Annotated in this window: 20 protein-coding genes; 2 read left to right on the top strand and 18 right to left on the bottom strand. The window is 71.0% G+C overall.

The genetic code is table 11. The features are described 5' to 3' along the window. Positions 1–129: 129 nt before the first annotated feature. The 17 genes from AB0F98_RS13260 to AB0F98_RS13180 all read right to left on the bottom strand — a co-directional run bounded on the left by AB0F98_RS13260 (position 130) and on the right by AB0F98_RS13180 (position 17,286). On the bottom strand, positions 130–1,602 hold the full coding sequence (locus AB0F98_RS13260) for an NF041680 family putative transposase (protein ID WP_357733506.1): 1,473 nt from the start codon (positions 1,600–1,602) through the stop codon (positions 130–132). A 113-nt stretch (positions 1,603–1,715) separates the two neighbouring features. After that, a complete protein-coding gene (locus tag AB0F98_RS13255; protein WP_357733503.1) occupies positions 1,716–2,285 on the bottom strand; it encodes a hypothetical protein in 570 nt (189 codons plus the stop codon). Between the two features lie 304 nt (positions 2,286–2,589). Next, positions 2,590–3,579 (bottom strand): DUF4192 domain-containing protein, encoded by a 990-nt coding sequence (locus AB0F98_RS13250; RefSeq protein WP_357733500.1) that lies wholly within the window; start codon positions 3,577–3,579, stop codon positions 2,590–2,592. Positions 3,580–3,893: 314 nt separating this feature from the next. Further along, positions 3,894–5,492, bottom strand: a complete 1,599-nt coding sequence (locus AB0F98_RS13245) for a VWA domain-containing protein (protein WP_357733497.1) — start codon at positions 5,490–5,492, stop codon at positions 3,894–3,896. 27 nt (positions 5,493–5,519) lie between these two features. Then, positions 5,520–6,629, bottom strand: a complete 1,110-nt coding sequence (locus AB0F98_RS13240) for an AAA family ATPase (protein ID WP_357733495.1) — start codon at positions 6,627–6,629, stop codon at positions 5,520–5,522. Positions 6,630–6,771: 142 nt separating this feature from the next. Next, positions 6,772–7,122, bottom strand: coding sequence for a hypothetical protein (locus tag AB0F98_RS13235; RefSeq protein WP_357733492.1), 351 nt, complete (start codon positions 7,120–7,122; stop codon positions 6,772–6,774). A 28-nt stretch (positions 7,123–7,150) separates the two neighbouring features. Next, positions 7,151–7,819 (bottom strand): hypothetical protein, encoded by a 669-nt coding sequence (locus AB0F98_RS13230; protein ID WP_357733489.1) that lies wholly within the window; start codon positions 7,817–7,819, stop codon positions 7,151–7,153. After that, entirely contained in the window at positions 7,819–8,187 is a 369-nt protein-coding gene (locus tag AB0F98_RS13225) for an Lsr2 family protein (protein WP_357733486.1), read from the bottom strand. The genes AB0F98_RS13230 and AB0F98_RS13225 overlap by 1 nt, the downstream gene beginning before the upstream one ends. 112 nt (positions 8,188–8,299) lie before the next feature. Continuing rightward, entirely contained in the window at positions 8,300–9,472 is a 1,173-nt protein-coding gene (locus AB0F98_RS13220; protein WP_357733483.1) for a DUF4314 domain-containing protein, read from the bottom strand. Beyond that, the gene (locus AB0F98_RS13215; RefSeq protein ID WP_357733579.1) at positions 9,469–10,560 is read right to left on the bottom strand and encodes a C40 family peptidase; all 1,092 of its coding nucleotides are present in this window, start codon (positions 10,558–10,560) and stop codon (positions 9,469–9,471) included. The genes AB0F98_RS13220 and AB0F98_RS13215 overlap by 4 nt, the downstream gene beginning before the upstream one ends. A gap of 32 nt (positions 10,561–10,592) precedes the next feature. Next, positions 10,593–11,090 (bottom strand): hypothetical protein, encoded by a 498-nt coding sequence (locus AB0F98_RS13210; protein WP_357733481.1) that lies wholly within the window; start codon positions 11,088–11,090, stop codon positions 10,593–10,595. Positions 11,091–11,130: 40 nt separating this feature from the next. Beyond that, entirely contained in the window at positions 11,131–11,964 is an 834-nt protein-coding gene (locus tag AB0F98_RS13205; protein WP_357733478.1) for a hypothetical protein, read from the bottom strand. Between the two features lie 83 nt (positions 11,965–12,047). Further along, positions 12,048–12,680 carry a GGDEF domain-containing protein gene (locus tag AB0F98_RS13200; RefSeq protein ID WP_357733475.1) on the bottom strand — a complete coding sequence of 211 codons (633 nt, stop codon included), beginning with the start codon at positions 12,678–12,680 and terminating at the stop codon, positions 12,048–12,050. Positions 12,681–12,775: 95 nt separating this feature from the next. Then, the gene (locus AB0F98_RS13195) at positions 12,776–13,564 is read right to left on the bottom strand and encodes a helix-turn-helix domain-containing protein (RefSeq protein ID WP_357733472.1); all 789 of its coding nucleotides are present in this window, start codon (positions 13,562–13,564) and stop codon (positions 12,776–12,778) included. Positions 13,565–13,691: 127 nt separating this feature from the next. Continuing rightward, a complete protein-coding gene (locus AB0F98_RS13190) occupies positions 13,692–14,612 on the bottom strand; it encodes a hypothetical protein (protein ID WP_357733469.1) in 921 nt (306 codons plus the stop codon). Between the two features lie 364 nt (positions 14,613–14,976). Further along, positions 14,977–15,783 (bottom strand): hypothetical protein, encoded by an 807-nt coding sequence (locus tag AB0F98_RS13185; protein WP_357733466.1) that lies wholly within the window; start codon positions 15,781–15,783, stop codon positions 14,977–14,979. A 576-nt stretch (positions 15,784–16,359) separates the two neighbouring features. Then, positions 16,360–17,286, bottom strand: coding sequence for a replication-relaxation family protein (locus AB0F98_RS13180; RefSeq protein WP_357733463.1), 927 nt, complete (start codon positions 17,284–17,286; stop codon positions 16,360–16,362). A 380-nt stretch (positions 17,287–17,666) separates the two neighbouring features. Between AB0F98_RS13180 and AB0F98_RS13175 the strand changes: the two genes are divergently transcribed. Then, complete coding sequence (locus tag AB0F98_RS13175; protein WP_357733460.1) at positions 17,667–18,068, top strand: hypothetical protein; 402 nt, start codon at positions 17,667–17,669, stop codon at positions 18,066–18,068. Between the two features lie 112 nt (positions 18,069–18,180). Here AB0F98_RS13175 and AB0F98_RS13170 read toward each other — a convergent pair whose 3' ends face one another. Then, positions 18,181–18,432 carry a hypothetical protein gene (locus AB0F98_RS13170; RefSeq protein WP_357733457.1) on the bottom strand — a complete coding sequence of 84 codons (252 nt, stop codon included), beginning with the start codon at positions 18,430–18,432 and terminating at the stop codon, positions 18,181–18,183. Positions 18,433–18,535: 103 nt separating this feature from the next. Here AB0F98_RS13170 and AB0F98_RS13165 point away from each other — a divergent pair, with 103 nt between their 5' ends. Then, on the top strand, positions 18,536–18,748 hold the full coding sequence (locus AB0F98_RS13165; RefSeq protein WP_357733455.1) for a hypothetical protein: 213 nt from the start codon (positions 18,536–18,538) through the stop codon (positions 18,746–18,748). The last annotated feature ends 10 nt before the right edge of the window (positions 18,749–18,758 follow it).

The following is an 18,758-nucleotide window of genomic DNA, read 5'->3' as shown; positions in this document are numbered from 1 at the left end:
CGCCGTAGGGAGGGCGAGCCGAGATGCAGTGACGCTTGACTCTGCGGATTGATCAAGTCGTCGACGTGCGGTGCTGGGCGCGGACGACGTGGCCGGGCCGCCACGGCGGCGGCGGAGCTAACTTGATCTTTAACCTGTGCGTCGTGGCCTTGGGTTATTCGAGCTCTTCGTTTTGTTCATGCCGCCTTTCGGCTTTGTGCTGGTGGCGGCGGTGACGATGTGGACGTCGTGGCGGGCTGCCGGGCGGTGGTTGCGTAGTCCGGGTGGTCGGCCGGGTCCTGGCCGGGAGGGTTTCGGCGCGCGGGCGGGGTTGCCGGCTTTGGCGCGCAGGTGCCGAAACCCTCGCCGGACGCGGGCGGGCGTGAGTCGTTCGGGGGGTGCTGGACGTTCCCAGGGCCGACGCAGGTCGCCGACGGCGCCTCGGGCGAGGCGTAGCTGGGTGTAGGCGGCCAACACGAGCCAGGTCCAGCGGTCGGCGGCGTGCGGGTCGCGCAGCTTGGGGCTGGTCCAGCCGAGGGTTTGCTTGAGCATGCGGAAGGTGTGCTCGATGTCGAACCGGCGCAGGAACGCCTGCCAGAGCAGGTCAACCTCGACGGTGGTGGCTTCCGGCTGGGACCACCACAGCCAGACCGGTTTCGCGATACCGCCTGATGGCAGCCGGTCGACCTGCAGCAGGATCACGGTGCCCTCGATGATCGGCAGCGGGCCGTGCTGGGCGGCCCAGGCGGTGCGGTGAGTCAGTCGCGGGTGCAGCCGGTGCCAGGCCCGCGCGGTCGCGGTGCCGTAGAGACGGGTGTCGGTGGTCGTGGCGACGTCCGGGTCGCTCCAGCTGGCCGGGTCACCGAAGATGAACTCGCCGCCATGGCGTCGTGGGCGGCCGGTGGTGCCAGGCAGCCGGGGTGGCGTGGGTCGGCGCAGCACCCGGTCGGAACGCATCCGCACCAGCACCTGAACGGGTAGGTCGGCCAGCAGGAACGCCAGCCGGGGCCCGTCGTAGCCGGCATCCGCGACGATCCACACGTCCGGATCACCAGGCCGCCACTGCCCGGCAGCGATCAACCGCTGCACCACGTCCCGCAACTGCCCGGCGGTGACCGTGGCAGCATCGTCCCCGGGCGCCAGCCTGCGGGCGTCCAACGGCGCGGTCCACGAAGTGCGCCCGGACTGCAGGGCGGTGACGAACGAGTACGGCCAACCCGGAACCCCGATGTGGGTGTCCTTGCCACGCCCGTAGGTATGGCACAGCACCCGCTCCGGGCAGGTGTGCGCCTCCGGCCGCAGCCAGCAGGTCACGTCCACCGCCAAGACGACCCGGCCATCAGCGGCGCGCGGCAGCGGCACCCCCGCCACCGCGGTCCGCAGCCGCTCGACGTCGATCCGACCGCGATTCAACGCCGCATACAACGAGCCATGACCGCGGCGGTGCTCACCCACCAGCGACAACTCCACCAGGGACCGCACCGGCGCGTCTGCGCACAACAGCGCATCGGCCAGCTCGAACAACGCATCGCTGCGTGCGGTCAGACAGGCGTGGAAGTCCCGCCGGAACGCGGCCAACCGCCCGACCTCATCGCTCGACCCGGCATCGTGCACACTGATCACCAGACAGCCCTTGGTTTGCGATCTTCTTCCCTAGACAAGAAGAATGATCGATCAAGGGCTGTCACCATGATCAGCCGGGGTCGATGCCACCGCGCCACAGGTTAAAAATCAAGTTAGTTGGCGGAGACGCCGTGGCCCGGCTCCGGGACTGCGATGGCGGAACGAAGATCCGCGGGCGTGTCGGTGGTGGTGTCGACGGCGCCGGCGGTGGCGTCATCCCGGGTGGCGTTGTGCCAGTCGAGGTACGTGTCGTGACCGGTGCTGGTGAGAGCGGCGTCGATGGCTTCTTCAGCGGCCTCGAGGGCCTCATCGCGGCTCGTGGCGGTGACCTCGATCGTCACGGGCAGCGTGAGACGGACCTGCCATCGGCGTGCCAGGGTGGGCAGATCGAGGGTTTGCAGGATGTGGTCGGCGACGTCCGGGTCGACACCGTCGGCGGCGGCGTCGCGCAGCGTCTGCCACACCCGCCGCCGAAGCGCGGCGAATTGCCCGTCGACGGTGGGAGACGCCGCGGTCGCAGGCCGGACGAGCTGATGAGTGTGGAAATGGTCGTGGAGACGGGCGACGGTGTGGGTGAACCAGCTCAGCGGTGCTGGGTGGCCGGGGTGAAAGGCGTCCCACGCATCGCGCAGGACGGCCTCCATGCTCGCCGGCCCCGTTAGGTGATTTTCCGGTGTGGACATGAGATCTCCGAATCGGTGAGCCGCCGCCGGCCACACCTCCCAGGGACGGGGGCGAGGCCGGCGGGCGGCGTGGTCAGTCGTGACAGCGGGTGCGCGCTCCCCGCGCTCGTAGGTGTCGGCGCTGGCGGTCATGTGCGGCCACCGGTAGCCGGCGGTGTGGACGGCGCGCAGCGTGTCGATCAGCGGTGCGGGCTGCTCGATGAGATGCAGGTGCTCGATGACTTTCTGTCTGGCTGATCGACCAGCTCGCCAAGCGGTTGGTGGGCTGGACGTCCGGGGGCGGGCTTGTGTGGGGTGCAGACGGTTATCGGGCGGAATTGCCGTAGGTGGGACCGTCGAGGGCGGTGGGTGGGACGCCGTGGCGCATGGCGATGTCGATGAGACGGGCGAGGCGGTAGTGGGGATCGGCCGCGAGGGCCCGGTCGAGGGCGACGGCGGCGAGGGTGCCTTGCCCGAGCCGCCAAGCAGTGAGGGCGAGCAGGGTGGCGGGCGCGGCGGCGTAGGCGGGGTCGGCGCGGCGGGTGATGTCGGTCAACATGGCGAGACGCCACGGCTCGGTCCCGGTGGCTTCCCCGGCCTGGTCGCGGACGGCGACGTCGGCAAGCAGAACCGCAAGCCAGGCCACCTCGTCGTCGGTGAGGACCGCGTCGCCGGCGTAGCGGGCGAACGCATCGTCCGTGGCTTTCCTGCCGGCGCGGATGAGCGCCGCCCGCCCGCCGGACATCTGGGCGGCAAGCGCGCGTTGCTGCGCCTTGCGGCTGGCTGCGGCCATGCCGGCGCCGCCGGTGGGCGCGAGGCTGGCCACGAGCGCGGCCCGGTCCGGCAGGGCGGTCTGCCCGGCCACGATGGCGTGCACCGCTGTGGGGCTATGGTGCGCGTCGAACGGCACCCCGTCAGGTGGGCAGCATTGCGGGTCCTGGCATTGGTAGGAGTGGTAGCGGCCGTCGGTGACGCGCAGCGTGTCGAAGATGGTGATGCCGGCCGCGTCCAGGTATGGGGTGATCGCGTCGACGACCGGGGTGACGGCGGTGGCGGGTCCGTAGCCGATGAGGATCGCGGTGGTGGCGTCGACGTTGCGCAGCAGGGCGAGGTGCTGCCGCACCGCCCCGGGCACCCAGTCGGGGATGGTGGCGGGCTCGGGGAGGTCGGCGCGGGTGGCCACGGCGATGCGGTGGCCGGTGAGGCCGATGGTGACGAGGCTGTCGGCGGGGTGGAAGCCGAGCAGGTAAGGCACGGCGGCGAGCAGGTCGCTGATCGAGGTCACCGGCAGTCGGGCCGGATGGTCGTGCGTCATGGGGGATAACTCCTTGGCATTAAGGGCTTCACAGCCGCTGGGCGGAACGTGCGGGCCTGGCGGTGGGACCGGCGGCAGATCAGGCGTCTGCCACTCCGGCGGATCGGTCAGGTTGAAGGGGTTGCTCAGGTCGGGTGATGGCCGAGGCCGAGGCGGGCGCCGATGACGGGGCCCCGGTGGACGGCGGCGACCGCGGCAGGCAGGCGGGGTGTACGCAGCGCGAATCTGCGGGAGCGGCGATGGATCGCCGTGGCTCCTGGCGTCGCTTGCGTCCAGGAGCTGGCCTCGGCGCCCTCGCTCGTGAGCAGGGGGCGTCAGGCGTGTTCGAGTGCGGTGACGGCGGCGTCGGCGATGGCGTCGACGGCCTGGATGGGGTCGGCCACCTCGATGGTGGTGGTGTGGGTGAAGGTGTGCCCGGCCAGGTCGGCGGGGCGTAGCCACAGCACTGCGCAGCCCGTCTGGTGCAGGGTGGTGATCAGCCGCTGGGCAGGCGCGGTGTCGGGTAGGTCGCCGTCGGAGACGACGGCGAGCATCCGCAGCTTGCCGGGCTGGCGCAGGCGCAGGAGCTGGTCGGCGAGTTTCACCGCGTCGATGAACGCGGTGGTGCCGCCGAAGGCCCGCATCTCCAGGACAGATGTCGGCTGTTGGTGGGGTGGCACGAGGAGGGTGGCCCGGTCGCCGAATCCGATCATGGTGGTGGTGGCCTGGTTGGTGCGGGCGGCGTGGGCGAGGATCCACCCGGCTGAGGACATCGGCGCCGTGTAGGGATGCATAGAGAAGGACGTGTCCACGAGTACGGCCAGGTGCAGGTGCGGTTTCGGCGGCGGCAGGGCGGTGCGCCGTTGCCAGGGTGTGGCGGTGGGCATGCTGCCGGAGGCGATCTGCGCCTGCGCGGTGATGGCGTGTCGGGTGCGTAGCCGCCCGGGCGGGACGGAGCTGGGCCGGGTGTCGGGTTCGTGCTGGCGGGTGCGGGCGCGGCGCAGCCGGGCGGCGAGCTGCCGGGCGGCGGCACGTTCGGCGTCGGTGGGGTCGCGGCGCGTCCATGACGGGGGAGCGCTGTGCCGGGTGCCGATTTGTTGGGCCGTGTATTCGGCGGGGGCCAGGCCGGCGGTGTGCGCGAGGTAGTCGCCCAGTGCTTGGGAGAGCTGGCCGGCAAACGCGCCGGGGTCGGGCTGCGGCGGTTCGGGCCGCCGGTGGGGGTCGATGTCGAGGATGCGGCACCACCGCCATGCCAGGTCGATCATCGTGGCGGCGTCGGTGTCATCGACGGTGTGAGCCTGGCGCCACACATCGCGCAGCTGGCGGAGTCTCTTGCGGCCGAGGACGGCGGTGACGGCGGCCCGGACTCCTTTGATGTCTTTGGCGGTGATGATGCGGGCGTCCACGCGGGCCAGGAGCAGCCCGGCGAGGTGAGCGGCGTGCCAGGCGTCGTCCACCGGCGCGTCGTTGGGGTCGAGCAGGGTGGTGACGGTGTGGCGCAGCCACCGGCGGTCGCCGCGTCGCCTGCCGCGTTGCCGGTTCTCGGCGCGGGACTCCTCGAGCAGGTCGGCGACGGCGGCGACGACCGGCGGGGTGCCCGGAGGTGTGGTCCACAAGCTGTGGGTGGCGTGGGCGGCTTCGTGGACGAGCAGCCCGTAGGCGGTCGGCACCAGGCGTTTGTGTCCGGCCTTGTGAGGGTTGGTGATGTCGGGGGCGCCGATGTGGGTGGCGTCGACCTCGATGCGGCGGGCGTCGGGGTAGAAGCAAGCCGGTGCGCCGCCGCCCGCGCCGGGGGCGACGGTGACGGTCAGGTCGTGGCGGCCGGTCAGGACCGGGATGTGTCGGGTCCAGGCGTCACTCCATGGACGCCAGTCCGGAACGCTGGCGGCCGGGATACCGGAGCCGGCGGCCCGGTGGGTGGAGGGATGAGACATGACAGGTTCTCCTTCCAAGGGTGGGGGTTAGCGCTGTTTGCCGAGGGTCAGCGGGGTGATGTCCGCGCCGAATCTCTGCTTGAGGGCGGCGAGGACCTGTTCGCGGTCCTCCTGCGGGGCGCGGCCGACGAGGTTCGCCACCGCCGCCGCAGGGCCGAGGGTTTTGCTGACGCGGGTGAAGCCGAGCAGTTCGCGTAGCTGCGGCGCCCAGCTGACGCGTCCAGCGGCGAGGTCTGCGTTCAGCGCGATGGCGGCCTCGACGGCGGGTCGGGGGACGCCGAGATGGCGGGCGAGGTCCCAGTCGGTGGTGACCTCGATGTGCACGTCGAACCGCGACGCGAGGGCCTCGGTCAAGATGGCGCCGTGGACGCCGGGGTTGTGGCCGGCGATCACGTAGAACCCGTCGACGGCTTCGACACGTTCGTTGCGGTAGCCGGGAATGGTGATGACACGGCGGCCGTCCATCGCCGGATACAGCACCGCGAGGACTTTCGGCGGGATGAGCGTGGCGTCGTCGACCAGCAGCGCTCGCCCATCGCGCATGGCGGTGACGAGGGGGCCGTAAACGAACTCGAACCCGCCCTCGGGGAGGGGGATGAAGTTGCCGAGGAAGTCCTCCACCACCGTGTCGCCGGTGCCGGCGACGGTCAGCAGATCGGGGAACGCGGCTTCGACGAGCGCGGTTTTGCCGGTGCCGGGTGGTCCGTAGAGCAGCACGGGGATGCGCTTGTCACGTAGCCGGCGCAGCACGTCCACGTCGGTGGCGCCGGCGAGTTTGCGCGGGAAGTACAGGTCGCCGTTCGGGCGGGTGACCGGCTGCCGCCGCCCGGTGCTGGAGCCGCTGCGGGGTGTGCGTGGTGCGGGCGGCGGCATGGTGCCGGCGGCGTCGATACCAGCCTGGGTGATCCGGAAGCGGTGCGGGCCGGTCAGGTGGGTGGCGTACCCGGCGGCGGCCATCTTCTTCAACGCCTCGAAGACCGCCCCGGTGGAGGGGGCGGAGATGGCGTTCGTGACCTCGCCGACGGTGAGCACCTGGTCCGGGTTGGCGGCGAGGTGCGAAGCGACCTTGTGGTACAGGTAGCCGGGGCGCCGGCCACCGGCCGCCGCAGGTGCGGCGGTGGCGGATGTGGGATTCATGCGGGTCCTCCAGAGGTTCGGGATGGGCCCGCGCACCCGTCTCCGGGTGCGCGGGCGAAAGAACATCCGCGCAGCGGAGACGGAACAGTTGAAGCAACGTCAGCAACCACCGCGAGCGGCAGCCGTTGCTATCGGAGAGCGGTTATGAGCGGCCGAAGACCTGGTCGCAGCGTCGAAGGTCGACAGGCTGCCAGGGCAGACCCCAGCCGATCCGGTAGCGGCCGGCGACGGGCGTGACGCGGTGGACACCGCCGCCGAGGGACAGGGGTCGGGCGACGGTGAGGGACTGTCCGTCGAAGTCGACGGTGCGCCAGTCACCCCCGACGTAGTCGGCTATCGCGTGGAACGTCTCGGCGAGAGCGGCAACGGCTTCGGTGTCGACGGCGATCTCGTAGGCGCCGTTCCAGAGGCCGGTCACCGTGCCGACGTAGCCGTGGTGGTACCGGTGGACCCCGGGGACCGGCTGGTAGCGCAACCAAGGGCCGGAGAACACAGCGGCCTGGCCTTGTGACGGCTGGTGTTCAGGAGTGGGCATCGACCACCGCCACGGACCAGTCCGCCGGATGGAACCCGCCGTTCAGCAACCGCTGCTGGCGGACAGTGAGCCGTCGGGGCGGCAGCCAGCCGGCCGGGTTGGCGCCGCGTCGGGGCGCCGGTCGCGTCGGATCGGGGTTGCGGCGGCCGGCCAGCAGGTCGCGGAAGACCGCCAACAGGCGCGGCGGAACACTGCCGCTGTCGGTGCCGGTGAACACCGCCTCGTCGATGCCCAGCCACACGACCCCGACCAGGTCGACCCAAGCGATCGGTGTGCGGCGCGGTGGGAAACGCCACCCGGGATGCAGCAGCCGCGGAAGCGCGACGATGTCGCCGGGATACCGCGCCCAGTCGGTGTAGCTCCAGGGCAGCACCGTGCCGGGCCTGCGCTCGGCCCGTTCCGCGTCGGCGCACACCGCGCACACGGCTCCGTCGACAGTGCTGCTACCGGCGCAGGCCGGGCAGGTGCGCCAGTTGTTCGGGTCGGCGGCCGGCTCGTAGGCCGGTGCCCACGCGCCGGTCACCTGCCCGCCGAGCCGGTAGCCGTCGATGACGCCGGCGCGCAGCAAAGGACGCATCGGATGGGCCAGGTGCGCGTCGATGGTCGTGACGGTGGCGGTGGCACGTACGAGCACCGCGAACAGGCGATGTCCCATCAGCGCTCCTCCCGGCCGATCGAGCCGGCGGCGCGGTAGGCGTCTCGGACTGCTGAGGGGATCGGGCCGTGGCTTCGATACGGCGGCAGGTTCACCTGCCGCCGGTGGCTGGCCCAGAAGGCGCGGACCGGGGCGTCGGCCGGGCGGCCGTTGCGGGTGCCGGCATCGGGCTGGCGGGCGGCGCGTCGCTTCGGGATCCGGCGTCCCGCCGCAACGTACGGGGCGAGGGCTTCCCGCAACCGCGCCGCGTTCTGCCCGGACAGGTCGATCTCGTATTCCACGCTATCGAGCGCGAAGCGGTGAGTGTCGACGTTGTCGGTGCTGTGGTCGAGGTCGTCCGTGATCAGGACAACCGTCTGGGTTGCCATCAGAGGCGTTCCTTCCGTTAGGGGGCAGAGAGACAGGAGCCCTCGGCGCGCCGGTGGCGTCGAGGGCAGGTGAACTCGGGGTAAGGGAACCGGTAGCGTCGCCGGGCCCGCGTCAGGTCGGCTTCGGTCCGGGGTGATGACAGCGAGATGAGCCGCTCGGGGTGCTGGCCGTCGCTGGCGGGTCGGGGATGGTGCCGGCGATGCGATCGCAGTCGTAGGGATGCACCGCGGTCCACGTCCAGCACCAACCCATCACGACGTACTGGCCATCAAAGGTCGGCGGAATGTGGTCGATCGCGTCCGGGTCGTTCTGCACGCGCGTGTCGTCGACGACGATGACGTCCCCGTCGAACCACATCCGCCCGAGGGACTCGTCCACGCGACGGTCCAGATCTGCTTCCGGGATGCCCTCGGCCGTGAGGTGCCGGCGGAAGCGGTCCCGGTGGTTGTGCTGGTCGGCGACGATCGCCTCGGCGACGTCCCGAGCGCAGCAGAACACGGCCCACCCGTTCCAGGTGTCGATCAGGGTGCCGACAAACCCGACTGGGATCCGCATGTTCCCGGCGTCGTTCGGTGCCCACGCCCAGTTGCCCGCGAATACGCCCGGCCCGCCCAGGTGTACCCGGTCCGGGTAGACGTGGCGCAGGTCCCGGTCGTCACCGTCGGGGTGCAGGACCATCCGGCAGCGGCGGGCGGCTTCGGCGTGCGCGGCGGCGTCGTAGCCGTCGCACCACGCCCACCGCGTCTGGTCACACTGCCGTGCGGTGAGGGTTTCCCAGGCCGGCGCGTCTGGCGGTGCGTGTTCGGCGTACCGGTCGGAGTCGTCGGCTAGGAGGTACCGGTCGGCGGTCGGCAGTCCGTCGAGGATCGGCGGGTCGATGTCGTCGATGCTGGCGAGGACCTGTCGGGCGGTCGCGGCCACATCGTCGTCTGCCCGGCCGCCGAGTATGTGCTGCGCCCACCGGGTGGCCGCGTCGCGTCCGGCGGTCTCACCGGCGGAGCGCAGCGCGTCGAGTACCCGCTCCCAATCCCGATCGGGTCCGGTACCGGCAATGCGGCGGGCGCGGTCGCCCTCGCCGAGGAGCAGCGACAACCGGGAGCCGTTGTCCCAGGCGACGTCGAGCACCCGCGTCTGCGGGTCGTAGCGGCGCACGGTGCCCTCGTCCCCGGGTCGCAGCAGAGTGTGCGGGTCGGCGGTGTGCTCCAGCGCGACGCGATCACCCGGCTGATAGGTCACCGGCCGGTTTCCGTCACCCGGTATCGCGTCCGGTGTTCGTGCGGTCATGAGCTGCCCTTCCTTGTGGGTTCGACGACCCGGCGGACGGCGGCGAGCTGGTTGGCCCAGGCGGACAGGCGGCTGATCTTGACGACGTCGCCGCTGTGTGGGGCTTGCACGATGAGCCCGTGGCCGAGGTACATGCCGACGTGGCCGGGGCGGCTGGTGCTGCCGCGGCTGCCGGGGATGAACAGCAGGTCCCCGGGCCGCAGGTCTTGCTGGGTGGTGACCGGGCTGCCGGCGTGAACCTGGTCGCGGGTGACGCGGGGCAGGTCGACACCTGCCGCTCGGTAGGCCTGCTGCATGAGTGATGAGCAGTCGCACTGGCGGGCGGGGATACCGGAGTGCGGTGCGGTGCAGTCCCCGCCGAAGGTGTACGGCGTGCCGAGCTGGCCGAGGGCCCAGCCAATCGCCGTCTGGACTTGCGGCGGGGTGCCCGGGGGCAGAGCGAACCCGTCCGGTAGAGGCACCTGCGCGGCGCCGGGCTGGCCGTCGCCGCCGTCGAACAGGCACAGCGGGTTACTCATCGCCTGCTCCAGATCACCGGCCACCGGGCCGGCGGCCGTGCCGCCGGTCAGGACGCGGACCAGGGCGATCGCGTCGTCTTCCCATCCGGCGTAGGCGCCGGGGTAGGCGGAGCGCTGCACGGTCTGAGCGGCGTCGGTCAAGGCCATGGCCTGCCACCCGTCGACGGCCAGCAACGCCTGGTAAAACCTTCCGGCCGCGTAGCGGGGATCCCTCAGTTGAACGGGAGTGCCCCAGCCCTGCGAGGGGCGTTGCTGGAACAGCCCGATCGAGTCACGGTCCCCGCCGGGCAGGTTGCGCAGGCTCGACTCCTGCAGGGCGGTGGCCAAGGCGATGACCCACCCGCGGGGCGGCACCCGCAGTTCCGTGCCGACGGCGACGATGGTCGCGGCGTTGGCGACCTGTTCGCTGTTCCACCCGCCGCTCCCGGCAGCAGGTGACGACACCGTGAAGGTGGGCAGTAGAGGCTGTCCGTCCGGGCCAGCCGCGCTGTAGCAGCTGGCCGAGGCGCTGCCGCCGCCGGTGAACAAGGCTCCGACGCCGCCCGCGCACAGCACCAGTACGGCGATCATTCCGGCGGTGATCGCGGCGAGAGCGCGGGCACTCACCTGCGTGCTCCCGCCGCTGGCCGCAGTCGGCCCTGCCGCTCATCGGGTTCGTTGTCGCCGGGGTGCAGGCAGTTATCCAGGTGGTAGGTGGCGACACGGGTGCCGTCGCTGGTGTGCACGTGAATGCTGACGGTGCCCGCGTCGATGAGGTAGATCCATCCGGCGTCGAGGTGCCTGACGTGGCAGATCGGGAACACCGTGACCGGCTCCGGCGGGTCCACCTCGGACGCCAGGGTCATGCCCACGCCCGGCAGCGGACGCTGCCCGGGAAACGGCGAGCGGATTGTGGCGGTGATGTCCGCGTCGAGGTACTCCCAGTCGTGGGCGAGGATCGCGGTGATCAGCGCGTTGGTGTCGTGGTGGTTGTGGTTGGCCCAGATCTCGGCCAGCGTGGGTAGCACGACGGCCGGGTGGCCGTCGAACAGCACGAACCGGGCGTGCACCAGATGCGGGTTGTCGGGGTTGATGGTGCCGATGTAGCAGTGGGTGCTCACGAAACTGACTCCTTCAGCGAATGGGGGTGGGAGCAGCGCGTCACGGCTGGTCGTGCTGGTGCAGGGGAGGCCAGGTGGCGGGTTTGGCGCGCCAGCCGAAGATCGGGTCGGTGGTTTCGGCCGACCCGCAGCGGCTGCAGCGGACGTAGGTGTCCTCGCCGTAGCCGGCCATGGACGGCAGCTCGGTGACGGTGACCTCGTCGACCGCCCCGCAGATCCGGCAGCGCAGGGACGCGCCGTCAGGGCCGCACACCTCGAAAATCGGCTCGTCCAGGTCCGATCGTGGCCTGCGCCCCGTGCTGGTCATGCGGAGCCCTACGCGGGGTTTGGTCTGGGTGAAGCGGACGCCGGCGGCCAGTAGCGCGACCAGGGCGTGATAAGTGGGAGGGGCGTTGTTCGCGGGGGTGTCGTCGACGAGCACCACGGGGTGGTCGTCGCCGTGCAGACGGGTGAGCTGGTAGAAGCGGCCATCGATGTCGACGGCGTCAACTCGGCGGGCTTGCCGCAGCTGCGGGTCGACGGCTTGAAGATCGGGGTAGCAGGCGGCCCAGGCCAGCATGCGGGCGTTGGGTGTGGACATCCGGATCAGGTCGAGGATGGCGGCGAGGGTGGCCTGGTAGGGCGTCGCGGGCCTGTCGAGTTCGTCCGCGATGTGGTGCAGCAGCGCGGGCTGGCCAGCCGCGTCGGTGAGTGCGTTGTTGGGGTGGAGTGGGAACTCCAGGCTGCGGATCTCGCGCTGCGCCTCGTCGGTGGCCGGGGGCCGGTCGTGGAGGAGCAGCAGCGTTATCGGCTGGCCCCAGCCCCGCGTGTCGGCGTCAGCGTCGGCGGCGGCGAGGCACGAGGTGAGGGCGTGGACATCGGGGAAGGACAACACAGGGTCTCCCTGTCGTAGGCAGAGACGAAGGGACCCCGCAGCCGGGCAGCTGCGGGGTCCATGGCGGGGGAGTGGGCGCGGGGTCAGCCGTGGCGGTCACGGCTGCGCACGGTCGCGGTGCGATGCGGCAGGTACTCCTGCACGGCGACGCTGCCGCGTTTCGCCTCGTACATCGCCGAGTCGGCCTGGGTGAGCAGCTGGCGAGGGCTGGCGTCGGCACGGTTCACGTGGGTGTAGCCGACCGACGCCGTCACACGAAGGTCGCCGTTGACAACGCGGATGAAGTTGTCGGCGATCGCCTGCCACGCGGCGTGGGCCGCGGCGGCGGTGTCGTCGCGGTCGCCGGTCACGAGCAGCGCGAACTCGTCGCCGGACAGCCGGGCCGCGACCTCCACGGGAGCGGGAAGCCCGGCCAGGCGTCGGCCGACCTGGTCGAGCAGGTCGTTGCCGACCTCGTGGCCGAGGCTGTCGTTGACGGCCTTGAACCGGTTGAGGTCCAGCAGCACCACCCCCACCGGCGTGTTGTCGTGGAGGGCCGCACGGAGGCGGGTGAGGAACAGCCGCCGGTTGGGCAGGCTGGTGACGTCGTCGTGGGTGGCCTCATAACGGGCCGTCCGCAGGGCATGCTGCTGTCGCCACAGCACAGCCACCGCGAGGGCGAGGCCTGCGAGGATCCCGCCAGCGGCGGTGAGCAGCGCGTGCACGGTCTGAGACACTGAGATCGCTCCTTGGTATTAAGGAGCACCGGGGGTGGGCGTGAGGCGCCAACTTCGACGCCCGCCCCTGGGCTACCTAGCGTGGATTCCGCCGACTACGCGCGGGCGGGGGCGAGTTGAAAGGTGGCGGGCTTCTCGACGGTCCGTACGGCCCTGCCGTCGCCGACCAGCTTGTCCGCCGCGTTGACGACCGCGCCGGCACTGGCTTTCTTCGCGTCGGCGCCGGCGTTCGCGGCGTCGATGAGCCTGCACAGCTCGCTGGTCTTGTACGCCCGCTCGGGGTGGGCTTCGAGGATGTCCAGCACCGCCCCTCTCAGGGAGCCCTTGATCCGGCGACCGCCCGCAGCCGAGGTGCCGGCCTCGTCGGCCGGAGCGGCCGTGTCCGAGGTTGCATCCTCGGACGCCGCAACGGGGTGCCCGCTGTCCGCGTCGGCCGCGGCCGCGGATTCGTCGGGCGTGTCGTTGGATGCGGCTGGGGTTTGGGCGGAGGCCGAGGGCGCGGTGGGGGTGGGATCCTCCGGCTGCGGAGGAGTCCGCTCCTCGTAGGTGGCGTCGGCGTCCTCGGCGGGGTGGTCGGCGGTGGCCTGTGCCGGGGCCTCGGGCGGCACGTCGGTGTCGGTGTCGTGGACCGGTAGTGGGCTGTGGCCGGTGCCGACGGTGGTACGGCCCGCGTCGGTCAGCTGCCACACCGCGCGCTTGTCCTCGGTGCGGATGGATTCGGCCTGCCCGGTGTGTTGCAAGGCGCGGAGCTTGGCCGTGGCGGTGGAGTAGGCGAGCCCGGCCTTGTCAGCCACTTCGGCGGCGGTGGCTTCACCGAGCTCCGCGAGCGCGGCGAGGACGTTGAACATGGCATGTGTGGGTACGGGTTCGGGTGCGTCGGTCATGGGCATCTCCCTGTGGTGTGAGGTCAGCACTGATCCACGCTTCGTTTGCGCCGCTGATCAAGTGCGATGACCGGATCTCGGGACATCCCGCGGGATCCGGTTCGGCGAAGGGCTGCGATGTCGCGGGTCAGACCGAGGGACGGTCGTCAGCGGCGGGAATCTGCCGCAGTGGGCGACGGATGGCGGTGCGCTCGCGGAGGCGGCCGGACAGGGCCGCCAGGTGCAGCCGGAGCCGGGCCCGTGTGGGCATGGAGCCGGTGGGTGAGGTGTGCCAGAGCCACCGGTAGGCGCCGATGCTGTAGTAGCCATCCCGGTCCGGGTAGCAGCGCTCGTCGACATCGAGACGGACTCCGTCCGCGGAGTCGGTCTCCTCGAGCAGCACCACGGTGGTGCCGTCGAAGCGCAGCAGCGGGTACTCCCCGGGCATCGTGCCGGCCCGCCATGGCCCGGCGAGCTCCGCGGCTATCTGTCGCACCGTGTGCGGATCGAATCGGCAGATGAGCCAGCCGTCGTCGCCGGCGTCGTAGCCGTCGGCGACCAGCGCGGGATAATCACGACCGCCGGTTTGCGGCGAGGTGACCATGGCCGGCCGCCAGCGCGTTCCCGTTGGAACGATGTCCGCGCGATGGTCGAACAGCTCAACGCATCCGGCGTCGAGCGTGCATCCAGGTGCGGTGTCGGTGTCGATTGCAAGCCAGGGGCGGTCGAGGGTTCGGCCGGCGCGCAGCACGTCAATCAGCTGCCGCCCGTCGAGGTCGGGGTGCCGCAGCGGCAGGTACAGGTGCTGTTCCGGCTCCGACACCGCGCCGCCGACAGGGTGCCAGGCGCCGCCGTAGGCGACCTGCTCGTCGCCGTGCGGGGTGTGCCAGACCGGCACACCGTTGGAACGAAGGTGGCCTTCAGAGCCGGCGCGTCGCAGGGTCAGCGCCGGGGTGTTGTGCTCGCCTGCCGCGAGTTGCGCGCGGGTGAGGCGGTGAGTGGGACAGGCGAGGGCGTGTTCTGCCAGGGGCAGCACATCCTCGACGCGGAACCACAGTCGGCTGGGCATAGTGAAGCGGACCTCCGTGCAACAAAAGGGGCAGGAAGAGGAACAGAGCGGCCTGCCGCAGGCCAGCGAGGTGCAGATGCCCCCTACCCGGGGCACCCGGCGTGCGTGGCAGAGGGATCACCCACCTGCCGGGTTGCGGCGATCACCAATCAGCAAGCGCGGGTGCGCACGAACGTGGCGGGTGTTGCGTCGACAGCGCGATGGGCAATCGCCTGACGGCTGGCGCGCATCCACGTCGGGTGCGGGTGGGCGCTGCTCGCGTCGCTGCGCGGGCGGCTTCCGGTGCCGTCCGGACCAGCGGTGGTCGGCTTGGTGCGGCGGTGAGCAGACACCGGCGTGTGTGGGGTGTCAGGCCGGGGGGTGGTTAGAGGGAGATGGCGAGCAGCCGGCGCTCTGGTCCGACGGTGTCGAGGTGGGCCAGGGCCTGCTCGAGGTAGGTGATGCGGTGGGCGAGCGCGTCGCTGGCCGGGGCGAGGTGGCGGCCGTCGGCGGTGAGCATCGCGTCACCGGCGACGGCGCTGGCGGCGCGGTAGTGCTGGTAGGCGACCTGCCCGGCCTGGTACATCTCCAGCTCCCCGACACCGCAATGGTCGGTGCCAGGGGTAGTGGCGGCGTGTAGGCGCATGGCGTGTACCCGGGGCTGGGCGTGGAAGTCCTCGCTTGCCTTGTCGAGGGGGTAGCGGTCGGGGTCGGTGAGGTGGCGAGACTCGAACACCGGCCACGGGGTAGCCGGCGGGGTGCCGTGGACGATCTGCTGCCACATCTGGTGACGAATACCGGCGCCGACGGCGGCGGCGTGCCGCAGGCCAGGCAGGTCGAGCAGCCGTACGGGTCCGCCCGCACACAGGGTCGGTTGGCCTTTGCGGGCGCCGATGAGCTGGTGCCGTTGCCACGGCCGTAGCCGCGGGGTGGCCCAGTACAGGGTGGTGAGGGTGCCGGTGACCCCGAAGTGGGTGTCGAGTTGGTGGCTGGTCATCGCCTGGGCCGGTAGGTCGTCGGGCAGGCAGATGACCATGATCTTGATCGTGGGTGCCGGGGTGACTGGCGGCCGGACAGCGGTGGCCTGGGCGCGGGCTGGCGGGGCAGCGGGCGTCGGTGGGATGGGTCGTGCGGGGATGAGGGGCACGCGGCTGCCGTGGCGGGTCAGCGGGGTGCCGTTGACAGTGGACATATGTGAAGGTCCTCCTTCGGATGGGTGGGGTGTGTGGGGGCGTGTGGAACTGACCGGCTCGCCGGTTTCGCGGATCGGGTCAGCTCGGCAGGAGAGCTCGTGCGTGTGGGCAGGCGGAGGCGACCGAGCCACTGGGTGCGTGGGTCAGGTCGGTGAGCGGGCGCGTGGTGCGCTGATGGGGATGGTTGGTGCGACCGTCAGGGTCGCCGCGCGGTGCGCGTGCCGACCGGCCGAGGCGGGTGGGCGTGGCGCACCGGGTTGGTGCGGCGAGGATCCCTGGGGTGGGACCGAACCGGGGTGGAGCGATAGGTGAGTGTGGTGGTGCCGTGAACGGTAGCCCTGGGCACTCACAGCGGTGCTGGGCGGCCGCAACGGCCGTGCAGGCGGGTTGACCTGCGATGTGAGAGGCATATCGGCGCGGCACTGCGGCGGCGGCGTAAGCGGCCGTGGGTCGCTGTGAGTGGCGGCTCCGCTCACAGACGTTCGCCTGGAGCGGGACCGTTGCGAGCCGATGGTGAGGCGGCGTGCTGGCGGTGACCTGCGGTGTGAGCGGCTGTAGGCGAGCCGGCGGCGCCGTCAGGTGTCGTCGGGGTCGGTGTAGCGGTGGGGGTTGGTGGCGGTGTTGTCGGGGCCGTGGTCGCTGGGCAGTTCATGCAGCCGGCGGCGGGGGCTGGGATCGGAGGCGAGCATCCAGGCGGGTCCGGCGGGGTGTTCGTGGTGCAGACCGGTGGCTACGGGCATGGCGGTGGTGACGCCGGCGAGGGCGTCGAGCAGGTGTGCCTCGCGCCGGTGGCCGGGCACACGCAGCAGGACCGGATAACGGGGGCCGAACTCGGCGAGGCGTTCGTAGGCGCGCAGCTTACGCAGCACGGTTCGCAGGTTCTCGGTGCCGTTGTCATGTTCGAGGAAGAACCCGACGGTGCGACCGGCGGCATGCCAGATGCCGTGGCCGTCGGGGCGGATGTCGGCGAGGGCGAAGGCGGCGGTGGCGTGCTGTTCGGACCACCAACGGACCAGTTCAGCGCTGGGGTCGGTGCGGGTGTGAGCGTGCAGGTCGACGAAGAGTTGGTTGACGCCGAGCAGGTGCCGAAGGCGGCGGCTGCCGATGATGCGTTCGGCGCGTTCGAGGCTGGTGCGCGGCGGACGGGCGTCGGGTCGTGCGGGGTCGCTGTAGGCGCTGGGGTGCACGACCGCGCCGAGCGGGCCGAGGGTGTACAGGTAGTCGCCGGTGCCGGTGGTGACATCGCCGAAGCGGTGTACCGCCTCCAAGTGGTGCAGCGTGGCCAGGCGCAGCCTGGCGGAGCGGTCCGACGGGAATAGCGCGGTGGCGATCTGGGCGGTGGACAGCAGGTAGTGCTCGGCAAGCCAGGCCAGGAGTTGGTGGTCGCGCAGGGTGAGCCGGCGCAGGTTGGACAGGAGCTGGGTTCTGCTCGGCCGGCGGGCGGAGGCGGACGCGCGGGGTGGGGACGGGCGCGGTTCGGGGGCCGGTGAGTGCGTGGACATGAGGATCTCCTGAGGGAGTAGAAACGAAGGGACTCCCTCCTGTGGGAGGGAGTCCGGAACTGTCACCGGCGCCGACCAGGCCGGTCACCGGCGGTGTGCTGCACTGACAGGCGTGTCCGCCTCCCAGGTGGTGCCCGCGCTGAGACAGGTGCGGAAGGCGCGGTGAAGCCGCCACGGAAGACGCGGGGAAGCCCATCGACGGTATAACCGGGGGCGAAGCGGTACGACAGCTTGCGGCCCGAACTGCCATTGAGGTTGGAGCGGTTGGCATTGGCCGAGCCGGACACTGATCGAGTGCGAAGTAGAGGGCGCCGAGCGGCGACTTCTCGCCCAGCCCTTCCTCGAGTTGGTGGTCGAGGCTCGTACGCTACGTTGACTGAGTGCCCGTACCTCGGCTGATTCCTATAGCGCACGAGCCTGACTACCGTACGGACAGAATTGGCCACTACGACGACGGGTTGTTCCTCGCGTCGGCGTGGGACCACCACGCATATGTGCACCTCTTCGGCCACGATGGGGCGTACCGGCGTTCAACGATCATGCGCGTCACGGATCGAGCTGCCCTCGACGAGGCGCTCGAAGGACTGCTCGCGAGCCTGCCCGGCAAGTCATACGGCGATATCGCGGTTCAACTGTTCCAGACCCACCAAGACGGCATCGACTTCGGTTTGATCGATGAGTCCGGCGACCGGGCTGGCGACGGCGGCCACGTCGACTGGGTCGAGCTGTACCCAGATCGCCTCGGATTTCACGAGCCATGGGATGGGCTCTACGACACCTGACGCTGGGCCGATCAGCGCGAGGCTCGGCGCAACGCTGAAACCTCCGTGGGGGTCAAGGGTCTCGTTCCGCCAAACATCATGTGGAACCAGGCATTCCGGCAATCGGTCGGCCTCACGTCGGTGGCTGGGTAGCCGCCGACCTGGTCTGCTCTCGCCACTGGCCGCCGTCGGCCTGGACGAGACGCCGCACCATGGTCCGGGCCTCGTCCTCCGTGTCGAACTGCCACCGGAGCACCCTGCCCGTCTCCGAGTCGCCCGCGCGGGCGATCACGTGCCACCGGACCTCGCAGGCGAGCCACACATCACGGCGAGTCAGCCTCCCCCACACCCCGTTCCACCAACGCCCAACCAGTTCCCGCGCCACACGGCAATCGTACATACGTACGAATCCCTCATCGTGCTGTCCGGCCTGATAGCCAGAGCGCGCCCCTCGTTGCCAGAACTAGGATCGATGGAGGAGGTGTCTCATGCCTTTTGTCGCCGGTGCCGCGCTCCTGGTCGCCGGGGTGGCCATCCTGCTGCTGCCCGCCCGGTTCGTCCGAGCCGAACAGGAGCAGTACGCCCCTATCGTCGGGAGGGCGGCCGGGCGCACCCTGACCCGTTTGGTCCTGGTGCTGGTCGCGGCCACCCTCGTCGCCTCCGGCGCGGCGTTGATCGCACAGACCGTAAATTCCGCCTGAACCGGTCCGC

Source organism: Micromonospora sp. NPDC023737 (genome assembly GCF_040639715.1).
Taxonomy (GTDB): Bacteria; Actinomycetota; Actinomycetes; order Mycobacteriales; family Micromonosporaceae; genus Micromonospora.
Note: the sequence above shows the minus strand (reverse complement) of the source record. Positions and strands in the feature narration are given on the sequence as shown.